The organism is Mesorhizobium sp. B2-3-13, from assembly GCF_006442195.1.
Classification (GTDB): Bacteria; Pseudomonadota; Alphaproteobacteria; order Rhizobiales; family Rhizobiaceae; genus Mesorhizobium; species Mesorhizobium salmacidum.
This window is the reverse complement of sequence record NZ_VFVQ01000008.1, coordinates 66,122-81,687: the sequence shown is the minus strand read 5'-3', so window position 1 is coordinate 81,687 and position 15,566 is coordinate 66,122. Positions and strand designations below refer to the sequence as shown.

General features: G+C 62.8%; 15 protein-coding genes. 12 read left to right on the top strand and 3 right to left on the bottom strand.

The features are described 5' to 3' along the window. Positions 1–8: 8 nt before the first annotated feature. Together FJ941_RS11740 and FJ941_RS11735 are read right to left on the bottom strand one after the other, a co-directional pair. Positions 9–1,157 carry a Gfo/Idh/MocA family oxidoreductase gene (locus FJ941_RS11740; protein WP_140505652.1) on the bottom strand — a complete coding sequence of 383 codons (1,149 nt, stop codon included), beginning with the start codon at positions 1,155–1,157 and terminating at the stop codon, positions 9–11. 252 nt (positions 1,158–1,409) lie between these two features. After that, the gene (locus FJ941_RS11735) at positions 1,410–2,171 is read right to left on the bottom strand and encodes a DeoR/GlpR family DNA-binding transcription regulator (RefSeq protein ID WP_140505650.1); all 762 of its coding nucleotides are present in this window, start codon (positions 2,169–2,171) and stop codon (positions 1,410–1,412) included. A 162-nt stretch (positions 2,172–2,333) separates the two neighbouring features. On the opposite strand from FJ941_RS11735, the gene FJ941_RS11730 reads away from it, so the two are divergent. From FJ941_RS11730 to FJ941_RS11670, 12 genes are all read left to right on the top strand, one after another. Then, positions 2,334–3,134, top strand: a complete 801-nt coding sequence (locus FJ941_RS11730; protein ID WP_023756676.1) for a class I fructose-bisphosphate aldolase — start codon at positions 2,334–2,336, stop codon at positions 3,132–3,134. Between the two features lie 3 nt (positions 3,135–3,137). Next, positions 3,138–4,088: a PfkB family carbohydrate kinase gene (locus tag FJ941_RS11725; protein ID WP_140505648.1), complete on the top strand. Its 951-nt coding sequence runs from the start codon at positions 3,138–3,140 to the stop codon at positions 4,086–4,088. Positions 4,089–4,174: 86 nt separating this feature from the next. Continuing rightward, the gene (locus tag FJ941_RS11720; RefSeq protein ID WP_140505646.1) at positions 4,175–5,320 is read left to right on the top strand and encodes an ABC transporter ATP-binding protein; all 1,146 of its coding nucleotides are present in this window, start codon (positions 4,175–4,177) and stop codon (positions 5,318–5,320) included. A 111-nt stretch (positions 5,321–5,431) separates the two neighbouring features. Then, positions 5,432–6,679, top strand: coding sequence for a sugar ABC transporter substrate-binding protein (locus FJ941_RS11715; RefSeq protein WP_140505644.1), 1,248 nt, complete (start codon positions 5,432–5,434; stop codon positions 6,677–6,679). 120 nt (positions 6,680–6,799) lie between these two features. Continuing rightward, positions 6,800–7,696, top strand: a complete 897-nt coding sequence (locus FJ941_RS11710; RefSeq protein WP_140505642.1) for a sugar ABC transporter permease — start codon at positions 6,800–6,802, stop codon at positions 7,694–7,696. 6 nt (positions 7,697–7,702) lie between these two features. Further along, positions 7,703–8,545 (top strand): carbohydrate ABC transporter permease, encoded by an 843-nt coding sequence (locus tag FJ941_RS11705; RefSeq protein ID WP_140505639.1) that lies wholly within the window; start codon positions 7,703–7,705, stop codon positions 8,543–8,545. A gap of 202 nt (positions 8,546–8,747) precedes the next feature. After that, complete coding sequence (locus tag FJ941_RS11695) at positions 8,748–9,569, top strand: sugar phosphate isomerase/epimerase (RefSeq protein ID WP_140505637.1); 822 nt, start codon at positions 8,748–8,750, stop codon at positions 9,567–9,569. A 4-nt stretch (positions 9,570–9,573) separates the two neighbouring features. Then, the gene (locus FJ941_RS11690; RefSeq protein WP_140505635.1) at positions 9,574–10,650 is read left to right on the top strand and encodes a Gfo/Idh/MocA family oxidoreductase; all 1,077 of its coding nucleotides are present in this window, start codon (positions 9,574–9,576) and stop codon (positions 10,648–10,650) included. Beyond that, positions 10,650–11,468 carry a sugar phosphate isomerase/epimerase gene (locus FJ941_RS11685; RefSeq protein ID WP_140505633.1) on the top strand — a complete coding sequence of 273 codons (819 nt, stop codon included), beginning with the start codon at positions 10,650–10,652 and terminating at the stop codon, positions 11,466–11,468. Before FJ941_RS11690 ends, FJ941_RS11685 begins: the two co-directional genes overlap by 1 nt. After that, positions 11,468–12,298 (top strand): alpha/beta hydrolase, encoded by an 831-nt coding sequence (locus FJ941_RS11680; protein ID WP_140505631.1) that lies wholly within the window; start codon positions 11,468–11,470, stop codon positions 12,296–12,298. Before FJ941_RS11685 ends, FJ941_RS11680 begins: the two co-directional genes overlap by 1 nt. Then, entirely contained in the window at positions 12,295–13,017 is a 723-nt protein-coding gene (locus FJ941_RS11675) for a D-allulose-6-phosphate 3-epimerase (protein WP_140505629.1), read from the top strand. Before FJ941_RS11680 ends, FJ941_RS11675 begins: the two co-directional genes overlap by 4 nt. Further along, positions 13,017–14,039 carry an ROK family protein gene (locus tag FJ941_RS11670; protein ID WP_140505627.1) on the top strand — a complete coding sequence of 341 codons (1,023 nt, stop codon included), beginning with the start codon at positions 13,017–13,019 and terminating at the stop codon, positions 14,037–14,039. Before FJ941_RS11675 ends, FJ941_RS11670 begins: the two co-directional genes overlap by 1 nt. Before the next feature lie 166 nt (positions 14,040–14,205). Here FJ941_RS11670 and FJ941_RS11665 read toward each other — a convergent pair whose 3' ends face one another. Next, positions 14,206–15,534 carry a dicarboxylate/amino acid:cation symporter gene (locus FJ941_RS11665; RefSeq protein WP_140505625.1) on the bottom strand — a complete coding sequence of 443 codons (1,329 nt, stop codon included), beginning with the start codon at positions 15,532–15,534 and terminating at the stop codon, positions 14,206–14,208. Positions 15,535–15,566: the final 32 nt, after the last annotated feature.

Here is a 15,566-nt window from a genome sequence, read left to right as displayed (position 1 = left end):
GCTGGAGGTCAGGCGAGCAGGCCGCGTGCCTCGTCTTCGCTAAGCAGGGCCGGCTGGACGACGTCACCTGTGATCGCAACCGAGCTTTTCGTCTCGCCCGAATGCAGGATCGCTTCCATGATCTCCAGCACATGCAGGGCCAGATTGCCGGAAGCGCGGGGTGTCGCACCGGTCTGCAGCGAGCGTACCAGATCGGCGACGCCGAGCATGCGGTAATTGGCGCGGTCGGGCGCTGCGTAAGGCCAGTTGCGGGCACCGTAGAGTTCGCCTTCGCTGGCGAAGTCCTTCCAGGCGGCGCCGCGTTCCGACAGCGATACGGTGCCGCCGAACGTGTCCGGGTCGGGCAGGCGCAATGAGCCCTCGGTGCCGTGCAGTTCGATGGGATGGTTGGAATGCCTGAAGACGTCCCATGATGCGCCGAAGGTGACGGTCGCGCCGGAGCGGAATTCGAGCAGCGACAGCACATTGGTCGGCGTGCCGACCTTGAATTTGGTGTTCTTGAACGGCCCTTCGGCCGATATCAGCCGTTCCTCCTGGCCCTTCGTCGCCATCGCCATGACGCGGGCGACCGGCCCGAGCAGATTGACCAGCGTGGTGAGATAGTAGGGTCCCATGTCGAATACGGGGCCGCCGCCCGGCTGATAGTAGAATTGCGGATTGGGATGCCAGTGTTCCATGCCACGTCCCATCATGAAGGCGGTGCCGGTGACCGGGCGCCCGATGGCGCCTTCGTCCATCAGGCGGCGCGCTTTGCGTCCGGCCGCACCAAGGAAGGTATCGGGAGCCGAGCCGAGCAGCAGGCCACGCTTGGCCGCCTCGGTCACCAGCCGGCGCCCGTCGCTGGCCGAGATTGCCAGCGGCTTTTCGGTGAAGACATGCTTTCCCGCCGAAAGGACGGAGAACGAAATGTCGAAATGCGCCGCCGGAATGGTGAGGTTAAGGACAAGGTCGATCTCGGGGTCGGCCAGCAGCGCATCGACGCTGAGTGCCCGAATGCCGTATTCCTTGGCCCGTAACGCCGCCATCTCGGCCGAAATATCGGCGCAGGCGCGCAATTCGATGCCGCCGAAAAGCGCGGCGTTGCGCAGGTAAGTCATCGAGATGTTGCCGCATCCGATGACGCCGATGCCGAGTTTGGCCTGTGATTTTGCCTGCATTTTCTGTCGTACCCTCCCAATGCGGTCCCGCTACCCGATCCGTCGCAATGGTGCCGGATCGCTTTCAAAATCGCTATACAACATTTTAAATATTGACGCGCGTAAAATTTTTATAGAACATGCGGAAATGGCTGGCGACATCGGGAGGCTGCCAGCCTTGGGAGGAGAAAATGACAGAAAAAACGGCTGGCGGCCGATGCGAATCCGTGGGTCATCGGGTCTTTCGGTTGCGGCCAGGGGACCGCGACGGGTTCAGGCATAGATCACCTTGGCCCCAATCTTATCCAGCTGGCTGCGTATTGGACCGGGCAGGCTATCATCGGTGATCACCACATGGACGCTCGACAGCGAAAATGCCTTGGAGGTCCCGCTGACGCCCCATTTGCTCGAATCCGCAAGGAGGACAACGCGCCGTGCCATACGCACCAGGTTTCGCTTCGTTCGCGCCATGTCTTCGTTCACGTCGACCACATCCAGTGACGAGTCGATCGCATGCGCGCCAACAAAGACCTGATGCGCCACCAAGCCGCCGAGAGCCGTGTCGGCATCGGTAATCAGCGTACTCACCGTGTCCGGATAGACCCGGCCACCGATCATGTGTACGTCGAGCCCGGGCCGATGCATCAGATGCTGCACGATATTCATCGCCGTGGCCGCGACCACGACGTTGTTGAGCGGCGGTAACTGCATGGCAACTTGCATCAATGTCGAGCCGCCGTCGAAGATGACCGATTGGTTGTCCTCGAACAGCTCTACCGCTGCCCGGGCGATGCGTTTCTTCGCATCGAGGTTCGTTTGCATCCGCCGGGCGAACGCGGCCGTGGTCGAATCCGTGGTCCGGGTCACCGCCCCTCCACGGGTCTTGGTCAGTAGTCCCTTGCGGTCCAGTATCTCGAGGTCGGAGCGCACCGTGACTTCCGACACGCCAAAATCGTCGGACAAGTCCTTCGTGCGAACCTGTCCGCTACGTTGCACCTCACTCAGGATCGATTGGCGTCTCTGCTCTGACAACATTGCCCTGTCCTCGCCTCCATGCACCGAGCAACCGCCCTGGCCTCGGCTCACCTTACCAAAAATACGCAAATTCGAAAGCTTTCGAAAGATTGCATTTATCGTTTCTTTCGCAAACACTGGTTCCAGGATTTTGAAACCAAACGATTGGGACATTTTGCACTCATGAGCCTAGGAACCAAAGTGCGCCTTGCGCGCCTCTTCTCGCATCCATCGGGAAACCTTTTTGGCGGCGCGGTCGACCACTTTGTCGGCTATGGCGACGTGCGCAAAGGAGGTCTTGCCGATCTGCCGGGCGCGCTCGCTCGCGTCATGGTGGGCAAACCCGACTACGTCAGCATTCAGCCAGGCACCGCGCGCCACCTGTGGCCGCAATACGCGGGCAAGGCTTCCCTGGTGATCCAGGCCGGCTGCTTCACCCCGGACGATCGCATCAGTGAACTGATTGCAACGCCCGAGGATGCGGTGCGCGCTGGCGCCGATGCGTTGGCCGTGGCCATTCCGGTACGCGGCGCGACCGAGGGCAAATACATACGCTGGCTGACCGATTCGGTGAATGCGGCGGCCCGCTACGGCATGCCGGTAGTCGCGCATATCTACCCTCGCGATTTCACCGACGGCGCAAAAATCGTCTTCACCCCCGACGAGATCGCCTATGCGGCGCGCATCGGCTACGAATCCGGCGTCGACGTGATCAAGATCGGTTACACGGGCGATTTCGAGTCGTTCCGAGAGACCGTTCGGACCTGCCCGGTGCCGGTTGTGATCGCGGGTGGCCCGAAGACCGATACGCTGCTCGGCGCCCTTCAGCAGACGGCGGACGCCATCCGTGCCGGCGCGCGCGGTGCCGTGGTGGGCCGCAATCTCTGGGGGCATGGCGATCCGGAGAAGGCAGCGATTGCCTTTCGGGGCGTCATCCATGACGGCCTTTCGGCGCAAGATGCCCTGGCGAAGGCAGGTGCCTGAACGATGCCCACCGTCCCTTCAATCCTCGGCTTCGGAGCTATTGCGATCGACGACATCGTCTATGTCGATCAGCCGTTGTCGGCGGGCAAGGGGAAGGTTCTGCAAAGCGCCCGAGCTTTCGGCGGAAATGTCGCCACGGCCCTTGCCGCCGTCGCGCGGCTCGGCGGAACCGCCGGGTTCATCGGATGGCTGGGCAGTGCCGCGGACGACGCCGTGCTGTGCGATCTCGTTGCGAGCGGCGTTGAAACTGCATTCGCGCCGCGCCACCCGCACGCACGCCCGGTGCGCTCGCGGATCACCGTCGGGTCGGATGGGGAGCGGTTCATCGCGTATGACGACGAAGCGATGCTGGGCACCGCGCCGGACTTTCCGGACGAGGTCCTCAGCCGCGCGACAGTCCTGATCGTCGATAGTTACGCGATCCGGACGCTGGATGTCGTGGTTCGGGCTCGCGATCTCGGCCTTGCGATCCTCGGCGATATCGAATGGAGCAGCGGCCCAGCCACCGAGAGATTGATCGCGCTGTGCGACCATCTCATTCTTCCCCTCGGCTTTGCGCGGGCTGCCACGGGGTGCCGATCGCCCGCCGAGATTCTCGATGCCTTATGGTTGCCGTCGCGGTCCGCCGTGGTTCTGACGGATGGCGGCAGGGGCGTCTATTATCGCGGACGCGACGAGACAGGGCTCTGGCACCTGCCTCCGCATCGGGTCACCGTCGTCGATTCGACCGGCGCCGGTGACTGCTTTCATGGCGCCTATGCCCTTGCATTGGAGCGCGGGGCCGACACCGCACGCCGGGTCGCATTCGCGGCCGCGGCGGCGGCCCTTTCGATAACGGGGCGGGGCGGGCGCGAGGCGCTTCCGACCGGCAATCAGGTCATGGAATTCCTGGCATCGGTGAACGCGCCGTCGGCAGTCGAACTGAAATATGCGCAGCTCGATACTGGAACCTGAGCTATCGCAGAAAGTATTTCGAGGTGAACACAAGCCGAGGAGAATTATAAAAGCGGTGAATTAGACTTGTGGAGGGAGGAAGATGGATGGCAGAAGTCATTCTTGAGAATATCTGCAAAACCTACGGGAACAATTTCAACGCGATCGATCACTTGAACCTATCGGTCGAGGACGGTGAGTTTTTGATTCTCGTCGGGCCGTCCGGTTGCGGCAAATCCACCGCGTTGCGGATGATTGCGGGATTGGAGGACATCACCAGCGGCAGCCTTCGGATCGGCGGGATCGACGTCGTCGACATGCCGCCCAAGGACCGCGACATCGCGATGGTCTTCCAGAGCTACGCACTCTACCCGCATATGACCGTGTTCGAAAACATCGGCTTTTCGATGCGGCTGGCAGGCAAGCCGAAGGCCGAGCGCAAGAAGCGTGTGGACGAGATCGCCAAAACCCTTCAACTGACATCGCTGCTGGACAGTAAACCCGCGAACCTTTCAGGCGGACAGCGTCAACGGGTTGCCATGGGTCGCGCCATGGTGCGCGAGCCAGCCGCCTTTCTCATGGACGAACCCCTTTCCAATCTGGACGCGAAACTGCGTGTTCAGATGCGCGCCGAAATCACCAGCCTGCAAAAGCAGCTCGGCGTCACGACCATATATGTGACCCACGACCAAACCGAAGCGATGACGATGGGGGACAGGGTCGCGGTGTTGAAAGGCGGCGTGCTGCAGCAGGTCGACACCCCCAAGAGACTCTATGAATCGCCGGTGAACGCCTTCGTTGCCGGCTTCATCGGTTCTCCTTCGATGAACCTTTTCGAGGCGACCCTGACGGGCGACGACCTGATTTCCGGTAGCTTCGCCGTCCGGCTGCAGGATGAGGCCTTCATCCGCCGGCCGGCCTTGAGATCCTATGCGGGACGCAAGGTCGTGTTCGGGATCCGACCGGAGCATCTCTATGACAGCAGCCTCGAATCCGGCCGCAAGTACCAGACGATACCGGCAAAGGTGACCTCGATCGAAGAACTCGGGTCCGAGCACATCGTCCATCTGAACATCGATGCGGTCCGGGTGGACTCCGGCGACCCGGACGCGGTGGAGGATTTCGGCCGGGCGTCGAACGCGGTGGCGAAATTCGAACCGGTCAGCACAGTCCGCTCCGGCTCGGAAATCCAGTTGGCTCTGGATGACGTCAAGCTGCATTTCTTCGATCCCGAGACGCATCTGGCGATCTGAAGATCCGTGGCAAGGCCCGCAGGCGAGGGCGAGGCGTCTGCGTAAGAAGACTTCCGAATAACCAGACGATCGGCGGCATTGTGCGGTCGATCCCCAGAGAAGGAGGAGAATATGACGTTCCGTATAAAACCCGCGATGCTGAAAATAGCCGCGGCCGCATGGTTGCTTGGCGCAACCGGCGCCATGGCGGACACGACGCTGGAATTCACCCAATGGTGGGAGCCCGAATTGCCGGCTGGCTCTCTCAGGGCGATCATGGATGACTTCGAGGCCGCGAACCCCGGAATCAAGGTGACGCTGGTAAGCGGCCCCTACGCGACCACGCGAGACCAGATCTCGGTTGGTGCGGCAACCGGAACGCTCAGCGACGTCGTCGGCCTCGACGGCGCCTGGGTAAACAATCTGAACGCGCAGAACGCGCTGGCCGACATGAACCCGATGATGGACGCAAGCGGCTTCGACAAGAGCCAGGTCGCGGATATCATCAAGGTGGACGGCAAGGCGGTGATGTTCCCGGTCGCTTCGTTCGTCTATCCGGTCTTCGTGAATTTGGACCTTGCCGCCCAGGCAGGCGTGACCAAGCTGCCGTCGACCCGAGCGGAATTTCTCGAAGCCGCCAAGAAGATGACGCACGCCGACAAGAACCAGTACGGCTGGGTGCTGCCGCTGTCGCTGCAAACGCCGTCCGGTGTCCAGAACGACATGATGTCGTGGGTCTGGGCTTCGGGTCAGTCGATGATGGCGAACGGCAAGCCTGACCTCGAGGGCAAACCGGTGGTGGATATGCTCACCTTCGTCAAATCACTCAACGACGCCGGCACCATCTCGCCCGGCATCGCCACCAAGACCGAGCAGGAAAAGGTCGAGGAATTCGTCAACGACCGCGTCGGGATGATGATCGACTCGCTTGCGCATGTGAACCTTATCCGCAAGCGCAATCCCAAGCTGAACTTCGACCTCATCCCGGTCCCGGTCGTGGAAAACTATACCGGAAAGCGCGGCCTTCCCTATGCCTCCTGGGGCATCGGTATCTCCGCGGCCTCGAAACATCAGGAGGAGGCCTGGAAACTCGTCCAGTACTTGATGAGCGAAAAGGTGAACGCCAAGCTCGTTTCGCTTGCAAACGCCTTCCCGGGTAACGTCAACGCCAAGCCTGACTTCGTGACGTCTGACAAGGCTTTCGGCAAGGCTTTCGAGATCTTCAAGACCGGCTATCTCGCCAACGAGTTCACGGGCCTGCCGGTGGCTGAAGACCTGATGACCCAGTTCGACGTGCAGGCTCAAAAGATGCTTGCCGGTGAGCAAAAGCCGGAAGAGGCAGCCGCTGCCGCGCAAAAGGGCTGGATGGCGAAATTCTGATCGGCGTGCTCCGCTCTCGCGGCCCACTTATCGGTTGGCCTGCCATTAGGCGGGCCAACCGGCAGATGACGAACCTGAATGGTATTTGAAGTTCTTTTCTCTTGTCGCGAGGTTGCCACCATGACCCGGCAGAAGCGCTCCCATCACAAGCTCAAACGAGCTATGGCGCCCTATCTCTATCTGTCGCCCTCGCTGCTCATAGTCGGGCTCCTGATGCTGTTGCCGATGGTCACGGTGATTGCCTATTCCTTTCAGAACAGCGCGGTGCTGCGTCGTGATCCATCCTTTGCCGGGCTAAAGCACTATCAGGCGATCTTTGACGATCCCGTGTTCTGGGCTTCGCTGTGGCATACGCTCTATTTCACATGCATGAGTGTCGTTTTCCATATGACCATCGGCATGGTCTTCGCACTCATGCTGAACAGCGACCGCATCAATCCGACGCTGCGCAATGTGCTGCGCGTACTCTACATACTGCCTTGGCTGTTCACCGCGGTGATCATAGCCGTGATCTGGCGTCTCTTGCTTGAGCCGAACGGTGTCGTGAACAGCATTCTCATGCAGATGGGCATCATCGGTTCCAAGATCGAGTGGTTTTCCTCGCCCGAGACCGCGCTGCACGCCGTCACTTTCGCCAATATCTGGGCGGGCTACCCGCTTTTCATGGTCAGCCTGCTCGCGGGTCTGCAAGGCATTCCCAAGGATTTCTACGAGGCCGCCGATATCGATGGGGCGAAGGCCTACCAGAAGCTGATCTTCATCACCATCCCGCAACTGATGCCGATCATCATCAGCATCTCGCTGCTCGACTTCATCTGGACCATGCAGGTCTTCCCGTTGATCTGGATAACCACGGGCGGCGGGCCGATATACGCGACCGAGGTCCTCAGCACTTACACCTACAAGCTTGCGTTTTCGAGCTACAACCTGTCCCAGGCGTCGGCGAGCGCTGTGGTAATCCTGCTGATCTCTCTCGGCCTGACGCTGTTCTATATTCGCTATCAACGGGCCAGGTAGGACGCCATGAGGAAACGGAACTCTGGCAAAGACAAACTGATCACCGTCGCGCTGCATGTTGCTCTTGCGGCAGGGCTGTTCTTCGCAGCCTTCCCGATCTACTGGATGCTCAGCAGCTCGTTCAAGTCGAATACCGAAATCTTTGCCCTGCCACCAACCATCCTGCCGAAGGCCTTCACGCTGGAAGCGTATGCAGCCATCTTCGGCGACCCGGTAAAGCTGCGCTTCTTCTTCAACAGCTACTTCGTGGCGGGAGCGGTGACCGTGCTGACAGTGCTGATCGCCTTGCTGGCGGCCTACGGGTTCAGCCGCTTCAACTTCCGCGGCAAGGGTAGCCTGAACACGCTCATCATCAGCACGCAGACGATCCCGCCGATCACACTTTTGATCCCCTTCTTCGGGCTTGTCGTTTCGTACGGCATCTTCGACACCTATGTGGCGCTGATCCTGACCTACCTGGTGTTTACGTTGCCCTATGCGATCCTGCTGATGACAGGGTACCTGAACACGTTGCCACGCGATCTCGATGAAGCCGTCGCCGTTGACGGCGGCACGAGTTGGACAGCGCTCTGGCGAGTGATCGTCCCGATTTCTCTGCCTGGTATCGTGGCGACGTCGGTCTACACCTTCCTGTTATGCTGGAACGAATTTCTCTTTGCGCTGACGCTGACGAAGTCAACGTCCATGCGCACCGTCCCGATCGGCATACAGCTGTTGATGGGGCAGCACGCCTTCGAATGGAACCAGATGATGGCGATGAGCGTGCTCGGCTCGCTACCGCTCTTGCTCATCTACCTCGTTGCCCAGAGGTTCTTCCTCGCCGGCATGACCGCAGGCTCGGTCAAGTAGGATGTCCATCCAAGGAGAACTGACGGAGCAGGCCCCGTGTATTGCAATAGATCATTGGACCCTATCTGCTGGCGGGCGATATCGCCGCGGCCTCGGCCGTCCCGTTCCGCTGATCATGCTCGTGCTGTTCTTCCAGCGCCACATCATCGAAAGCCTGACGCAGGGCCGCCTCAAGGAATAGGCGGAATCAAGGAATGAAAGGATGAACGTGAAAGACCTCAAAGTCGGCTGCCAGACCTTCACCTGGGAAATGCTGGGAGACCGGTTCACCGGTGGCCCCGACGATCTGTTGAAGGCGATCGCGGATGGCGGCTACGCCGGCATCGAGATCACCGACACCATGATCGGCGGCTACGCCGGCAAGCCAGCCGAGTTCGCCGCCGCGCTGAAGTCGTCTGGCCTGGCGCTCATTTCCTTCGCCTTCGGTTCGAAGAGCGGCTTTACGCTGAAGGATGAGATCGGCGCCGACCTCGAAACCGCCAGGCGCTGGATCGATTTCGTGGCAGACTTTCCCGATGCGCTGGTGTCGATGGGCTCGGCGACCGTCGTCTCCAACGGGCCGCGCGACGACAAATTCGCTATCGCGGCCGAGCTGTACAACAAGGCCGGCGAGCTCGGCCGCAAGGCCGGTGTCCAGATCGCGGTGCATCCGAGTTCCCATCACAACACGCTGCTGTTCGACCGCGCCGATTACGATGCGATCTTTGCCTTGCTCGACGCCGATCTGGTCGGCTGGGTGCCGGATACCGGTCACATCCTGCGCGGCCACAAGGATATGGCCGATACGCTCACCACCTACCGCGACCGCATTCGCTACATCCACCTCAAGGACGTCGACGCCAAGGGCACGTGGGCGATGCTGGGCAAAGGTGTTTGCGACACGCCACAAGTCATCGAGATCGCCGGTACCGCGCCGAACTTCAACGGCTGGCTGGTGCTGGAAGAAGAATCCGACACCGCGGCCGCCGATCCGGCCGGTGCGGTCAAGGCCAATCGCCAGACGATGCGCGGCTACGGGGCCTGAGACGATGATCAAGAAACAGGACAGACGCCTCAGGGTCGGTGTGCTCGGCTGCGGCCCGATCGCGCAGTTCGCGCATCTGGAATCCTGCGTCAAGGCCGGCAATGCCGACCTCCACGCCATCTGCGATGCGGCACCCGATCTGCTCGCCCGCATGGGTGCCACCTATGAACCGCAGAAGATGTATGCCGACTATGACGCCATGCTCGCCGATCCCGAACTGGAAGCGGTCATCGTCGCCACGTCGGATGCCTATCACGTGCCGATGTCGATCAAGGCGCTCGATGCCGGCAAGCATGTTCTCTGCGAAAAGCCGATCGGCACTTCGATCGAGGAAGGCGAGGCCCTGGCGGAGGCGGTCAAGCACTCCGGCAAGGTGCTGCAGGTCGGCCACATGAAGCGTTTCGACCCGGCGCTGGAGGCCGCCCGCGACTTCGTCCGCGACGAGATCGGCGACGTGCTGGCGCTGAAGGCCTGGTATTGCGATTCCACCCATCGCTACACCAACACCGATGCGGTGCAGCCGCTGCCCGTCACCAGCAAGCTGGCGAAGAAACCTGCGGGCAATCCGAAGGCTGATCTCAGGCAGTATTTCATGCTGGCGCACGGCTCGCACCTCGTCGACACCGCGCGCTTCCTCTGCGGCGAGATCGTCGCCGTGCGCGCCCGCCTCAACGAGCGCTTCGGCGCCCATTGCTGGTTTGTTGAGACCGAATTCGCCAGCGGCGCGCTCGGCCATCTCGACCTGACCGTCGCCGTGCGCATGGACTGGCACGAAGGGTTTCAGCTTTATGGCGAGAATGGTTCGGTCATCGCCAAGACGTTCAACCCCTGGTATTTCCGCGCCAGCGAGGTCGACATCTTCCACGAGAAGGACGCGACCTCGCGAAAACCGCTCGGCGCCGACGGCCATTTCTTCCGTCGCCAGCTCGAGGGCCTTGCCGACACGGTTCTGAACGGCGCGCCGATGCGCGGCGCCAATGTCGAGGACGGCATCGCCTCGATCCGCGCCATGGTGGCGATTGCCCGTTCTGTCGAGACTGGCGAACGGGTTGAACTTGCCTCGGTTTCGGGTGCCGTCTGATGCGCCTCGGCATCTTCGCCAAGACTTTTCCGGGCACCGATCCGGCCGCCGTCTTGGCCAAGGTCAAGCAGGCCGGATACGAGACGACGCAGTTCAATCTCGCCTGCGCCGGCCTGCCGTCGATGCCGGACGTCGTGCCGGCGGATGCCGTCGCCGCCATCCGCGCCGCCGCGCGATCGTCAGGCGTTTTGCTGGCCGCGCTGTCGGGCACCTACAACATGGCGCATCCCGACAAGGCTGTGCGCGACGACGGACTTCGCCGCCTCGCTATCGTCATCGAAACGGCGGCAGCCCTCGACATCCCGCTGGTGACGCTTTGCACCGGCTCGCGCAACGCAGCCGACCAATGGGCATATCATCCCGACAACATCACGCCGGCGGCCTGGTCCGACATGGCCGCCGAGATGGAAAAGGCGCTGGCGCTCGCCGAGAATGCCGGCGTCGATCTCGGCATCGAGCCCGAGCAGGCCAACATCGTCACCTCGGCCGGGGATGCGATGCGCCTGATCGCCGACATGGGCTCCAAACATCTCAAGATAGTGCTCGATCCCGCCAACCTGTTCGAGCATGCAACGCCGGAGGAAGCGCACGTCATCGTCGCCGCCGCGATCGATGAGGCAGCCGGCCACATCACCATGGCGCATGCCAAGGACCGTTTCGCCGACGGCCGCTTCGCCACATCAGGCCAGGGCGTCGTCGACTTCCCGGACTTCGTCGCGCGCTTGAAGGGCGTGGGTTTCGATGGCGCGCTCGTCACGCACGGCTTGCCCGCCGATGAAGCTCCTGGCGTCGCAATCTTCCTGCGAAGGCTGCTCTGATGGGTGTCGCGCCGACGATCATGCTGCGCGGCGATGCAGCGCTCCGTGTCTTCGACATGGGGCAGGGCCTTCCCATCGTCTTCCAGCATGGCCTCGGCGGCGATGCCGCCCAGGTGGCGCAGAACTTTCCCGACGGCCTGTCGCGCCGCCGGCTGACCGTCGAATGCCGTGCGCAAGGCGGCGCCAGTGCCGGCAGCGAGCGTCCGTTCTCGATTGCGATGTTCGCCGACGATGTGCTGGCTGCCGCCGATGCGGCGGGAATGGAGCGCTTTGTCGCCGGCGGCATCTCGATGGGCGCGGCGATCGCGCTGCGCCTCGCATTGCATCACCCGGATCGCGTCTCTGGCCTCTTGCTGGTGCGTCCGGCCTGGGCTTTCGACGCGGCGCCTCAAAACATGCAGCCTTACGTCGAAGTGGCGGAACTCATCGACCGGCTTCCGCTGGACGAGGCGCGCGATGCCTTCGCGTCGTCCGCGACGGCAACCCGCTTTCGCAGCGAGGCCCCGGACAATCTCGCTTCGTTGCTCGGCTTCTTCGAGCGCGAGAATGCAACCGTCTTCGCCGAGGTAATGCAGTCGATCGCCAATGATGGGCCTGGTGTGACGCGGGCCGAAGCCGCCGGCCTTGAAAGGCCCACGCTGGTCATCGGCAGCGGCATCGATCTCGTCCATCCCGTGGCGACCGCCCGCGAACTGGCGGAAACGATCCCGAACGCGGTCTTCGCCGAGGTGACGCCGAAGGCTATCGACAAGAACAGCCATTTCGCCGAAATCCGTGCCGCCATCGGCAGCTTCCTCGACAGCAATTTCAACAACCAGGAACAATCATGATCTCGAAAGCCCTGTCAGGTCCGGCCGCCATCGCCGCATTGCCGCGCGACCGTCTGATCGCCGAATTCTCATCGTGGTCTGCCAATCTCGCCAATTTCGAGAGCGACCTCAGGCGCATCGAACCCTATGTCGATCTGCACCACATCGATGTCGCGGACGGCCATTTCGCGCCGTCCTTCCTGTTCTTCCCCGATCTCGTCGCCCGCATTGCCAAACTGACGGCCAAGCCCATCCACGTCCATCTGATGGTCGACGGGGCGATCGTCGAAGAACAGACCCGCCAGTTCATCGAGGCTGGCGCCGACATGATCAGCGTCCATGCCGAGAATGGCGAATCGGGTCTGCGCGCGGCGCGGCTGGCGCGTGCACTCGGCGCCGAAGCCGGCGTCGTGTTGAGGCTGGAAACGCCGGTCGAGGCGGTGACGCCTTTCGTTTCCGAGGTGGCTTTCGTCACGCTTCTCGGCACCGCGATCGGGGTCAAGGGCCAGGGCCTGTCGGAGAAAGCCTGCGACAGGCTGGGCGAGGCCCGCGCTATCCTGCGGAACGCCGGCCGCGAGGCGGCTGTGGTGCTCGCCGCCGATGGCGGCATCCGCCACGAAACCGTGCCGCGGCTTCGCGCGGCAGGTGCCGAGACCGTGGTGCTCGGTTCGCTCGCTTTCGGCGACAAGGATCTCGCCGGCCGCATCGGCTGGCTGCATGATTTGAAGGTCGCGGCCTGATGAGCATTGAAGCCGCTCTTGCGATCGACCTTGGCGGCAGCGAGCTTCGTGCCGCTCTGGTTGACCGTGACGGCAAGATACTGGCCTTCGCGGTGGTGCCGACGCAGGCGCAGGCCGGCCCCGATGCAGTGATCGGCCAGATCGAGGCGCTGGCCGCGACCGTCCATGCCGAGGCGCCGGGGCTGTCGATCCTCGGCGTCGGCGTCGGCGCGCCGGGCCCGCTCGATCCGCTGGCCGGCATCGCCGTCGGACCGCCGACGCTGGCCGGCTGGCAGGACGTGCCGCTGGCCGACATCCTCGAGCGGCGGCTCGGCCTGCCGGTGCGGCTGGAGAACGACGCCAATGCGGCCGCACTTGGCGAATGGCGCTTCGGCGCCGGCCACGGCGCTCGCTCGCTGGTCTTCGTCACCGTCTCGACCGGGATCGGCGGCGGCGTCGTCGCCGACGGGCGCATCCTGCATGGCCGCCGCGGCCTTGCCGCCGAGATCGGCCACATGACCATCACCAACGAGGGCGAGCGCTGCGTTTGCGGCGTCGTCGGCTGCTTCGAGGCCATCGCCTCGGGAACCGCGCTCGGCCGCCGCGCCAATGCGGCCACGTCAGCCTTCGATGGCTCCACACTGCGCCGCCTGTCGGCCAACGCTGAGGTGACGGGACGCCACGTGGTCGAGGCCGCGCGGCTGCAGGATGATCTCGCTGTGGCCCTGCTCGAGGAGGAGGCCCGCTGGCTCGGCATCGGCTTCACCAATCTCTTGCATCTCTATTCGCCCGACGTGCTGGTCGTCGGCGGCGGCATCGCCAATGGCCTCGACCTGATGGCGCCCGTCATCGGGGCGATCATCCGCCAGCGCGCCATGCTCGCCTATCGCGACGTGCCGGTCGTCCAGGCCCAGCTCGGCCGCCACGCCGGGCTGGTTGGTGCCGCCAGCCTTGTCCTGTTCGACGATTTCGGCACGTTGGCGGCTCCCATGCCTGTCGGCCCAAGCACATATCCGGACACGAGGAGGGACTTCAATGGCTGAGCTCAAGCTGCGCCGCCGGATCGCGATGCAGGTCGATCCGTCGCGCTGCCATTTCTTCGGCGCCATAGGCGAGTCGCCGCTGGGCAAAGCCGTCTGACATCACGGACATAGGCCGATGGCCGCAAGCTGGGTGCCTGCGGCCATCGTCATTTCACGGAACGGCGGATTACTCGGCGGGAACGATGTCCGCCGGCAGGCTGTCGTCGGCCGTACCAGCCAATGCCCTGGCCAGCTTGGCTTCATCGAGCTCGCCCTCCCAGCGCGCCACGACCAGCGTCGCCACCGCATTGCCGACGAAGTTGGTCAGCGCCCGGCATTCCGACATGAAGCGGTCGACGCCAAGGATCAGCGCCATGCCAGCTACCGGCACCGAGGGAACCACCGAAAGCGTCGCGGCCAAGGTGATGAAGCCGGCCCCGGTGATGCCGGCGGCACCTTTCGAAGAGAGCATGGCGACCAGCAGCAGCAGGATCTGGTCTGATATCGACAGATGGATGTTCGTCGCCTGGGCGATGAACAGCGCCGCCAGCGTCATGTAGATATTGGTGCCGTCGAGATTGAAGGAATAGCCGGTCGGGATGACCAGCCCGACCACCGAGCGCTTGGCGCCGGCCTTTTCCATCTTCTCCATCAGCGAGGGCAGTGCGGCTTCCGACGACGATGTACCCAGCACCAGGAGGAGCTCTTCCTTGATGTAGCGGATCAGGGACAGGATCGAGAAGCCGTTGTAGCGGCAGACCGCACCGAGCACGACGAACACGAACAGGAACGAGGTCGCGTAGAAGGTTCCGACCAGCATGGCGAGGTTGATGACCGAGCCGATGCCGTATTTACCGATGGTGAAGGCCATCGCGCCGAACGCGCCGATCGGCGCTGCCTTCATCAGCACGCCGACCAGCTTGAACATCGGCGCCATCAGCGCCTGCAGGAAGTTGAGCACCGGCGTGCCCTTGTCGCCGACCAGCGCCAGCGCGATGCCGAACAGCACCGAGAAGAACAGCACCTGCAGGATGTCGCCGTCGGCGAAGGCGCCGACGATCGTGCCGGGGATGATGTTCATCAGGAAGCCGGTGACTGACTGGTCATGCGCCTTGGCGGCGTAAGTGTTCACAGTCGATGCGTCGAGCGTTGCCGGGTCGATGTTGAAGCCGGCGCCCGGCTGCACGACATTGGCCACGACAAGGCCGATGATGAGCGCAAGCGTCGAGAAGGTGAGGAAGTATAGCATCGCCTTGCCGGCGACACGGCCGACCTTCTGCAGGTCGCTCATGCCGGCGATGCCGGTTGCGACCGTCAGGAAGATGACCGGGGCGATGATCATCTTGACCAGCTTGATGAAGGCATCGCCGAGCGGCTTCATGCTCTCGCCGATCGACGGATAGTAATGGCCGAGCAGGATCCCGACGGTGATTGCTACGAGCACCTGCACGTAGAGCTGGGCATAGAGGGGCTTGCGCTGCGCGGCGGGCGCGGCGGATTGGTCTGCGATATGCATCGAACTCTCCCTGGCCGGATGGACGGAACCCG

Coding starts and splice junctions, on each gene's coding strand:
- FJ941_RS11695 (WP_140505637.1), top strand. CDS start 8,748: ATGAACGTGAAAGACCTCAAAGTCGGCTGCCAGACCTTCACCTGGGAA.
- FJ941_RS11670 (WP_140505627.1), top strand. CDS start 13,017: ATGAGCATTGAAGCCGCTCTTGCGATCGACCTTGGCGGCAGCGAGCTT.
- FJ941_RS11740 (WP_140505652.1), bottom strand. CDS start 1,157: ATGCAGGCAAAATCACAGGCCAAACTCGGCATCGGCGTCATCGGATGC.
- FJ941_RS11725 (WP_140505648.1), top strand. CDS start 3,138: ATGCCCACCGTCCCTTCAATCCTCGGCTTCGGAGCTATTGCGATCGAC.
- FJ941_RS11665 (WP_140505625.1), bottom strand. CDS start 15,534: ATGCATATCGCAGACCAATCCGCCGCGCCCGCCGCGCAGCGCAAGCCC.
- FJ941_RS11675 (WP_140505629.1), top strand. CDS start 12,295: ATGATCTCGAAAGCCCTGTCAGGTCCGGCCGCCATCGCCGCATTGCCG.
- FJ941_RS11735 (WP_140505650.1), bottom strand. CDS start 2,171: ATGTTGTCAGAGCAGAGACGCCAATCGATCCTGAGTGAGGTGCAACGT.
- FJ941_RS11690 (WP_140505635.1), top strand. CDS start 9,574: ATGATCAAGAAACAGGACAGACGCCTCAGGGTCGGTGTGCTCGGCTGC.
- FJ941_RS11720 (WP_140505646.1), top strand. CDS start 4,175: ATGGCAGAAGTCATTCTTGAGAATATCTGCAAAACCTACGGGAACAAT.
- FJ941_RS11715 (WP_140505644.1), top strand. CDS start 5,432: ATGACGTTCCGTATAAAACCCGCGATGCTGAAAATAGCCGCGGCCGCA.
- FJ941_RS11680 (WP_140505631.1), top strand. CDS start 11,468: ATGGGTGTCGCGCCGACGATCATGCTGCGCGGCGATGCAGCGCTCCGT.
- FJ941_RS11705 (WP_140505639.1), top strand. CDS start 7,703: ATGAGGAAACGGAACTCTGGCAAAGACAAACTGATCACCGTCGCGCTG.
- FJ941_RS11685 (WP_140505633.1), top strand. CDS start 10,650: ATGCGCCTCGGCATCTTCGCCAAGACTTTTCCGGGCACCGATCCGGCC.
- FJ941_RS11730 (WP_023756676.1), top strand. CDS start 2,334: ATGAGCCTAGGAACCAAAGTGCGCCTTGCGCGCCTCTTCTCGCATCCA.
- FJ941_RS11710 (WP_140505642.1), top strand. CDS start 6,800: ATGACCCGGCAGAAGCGCTCCCATCACAAGCTCAAACGAGCTATGGCG.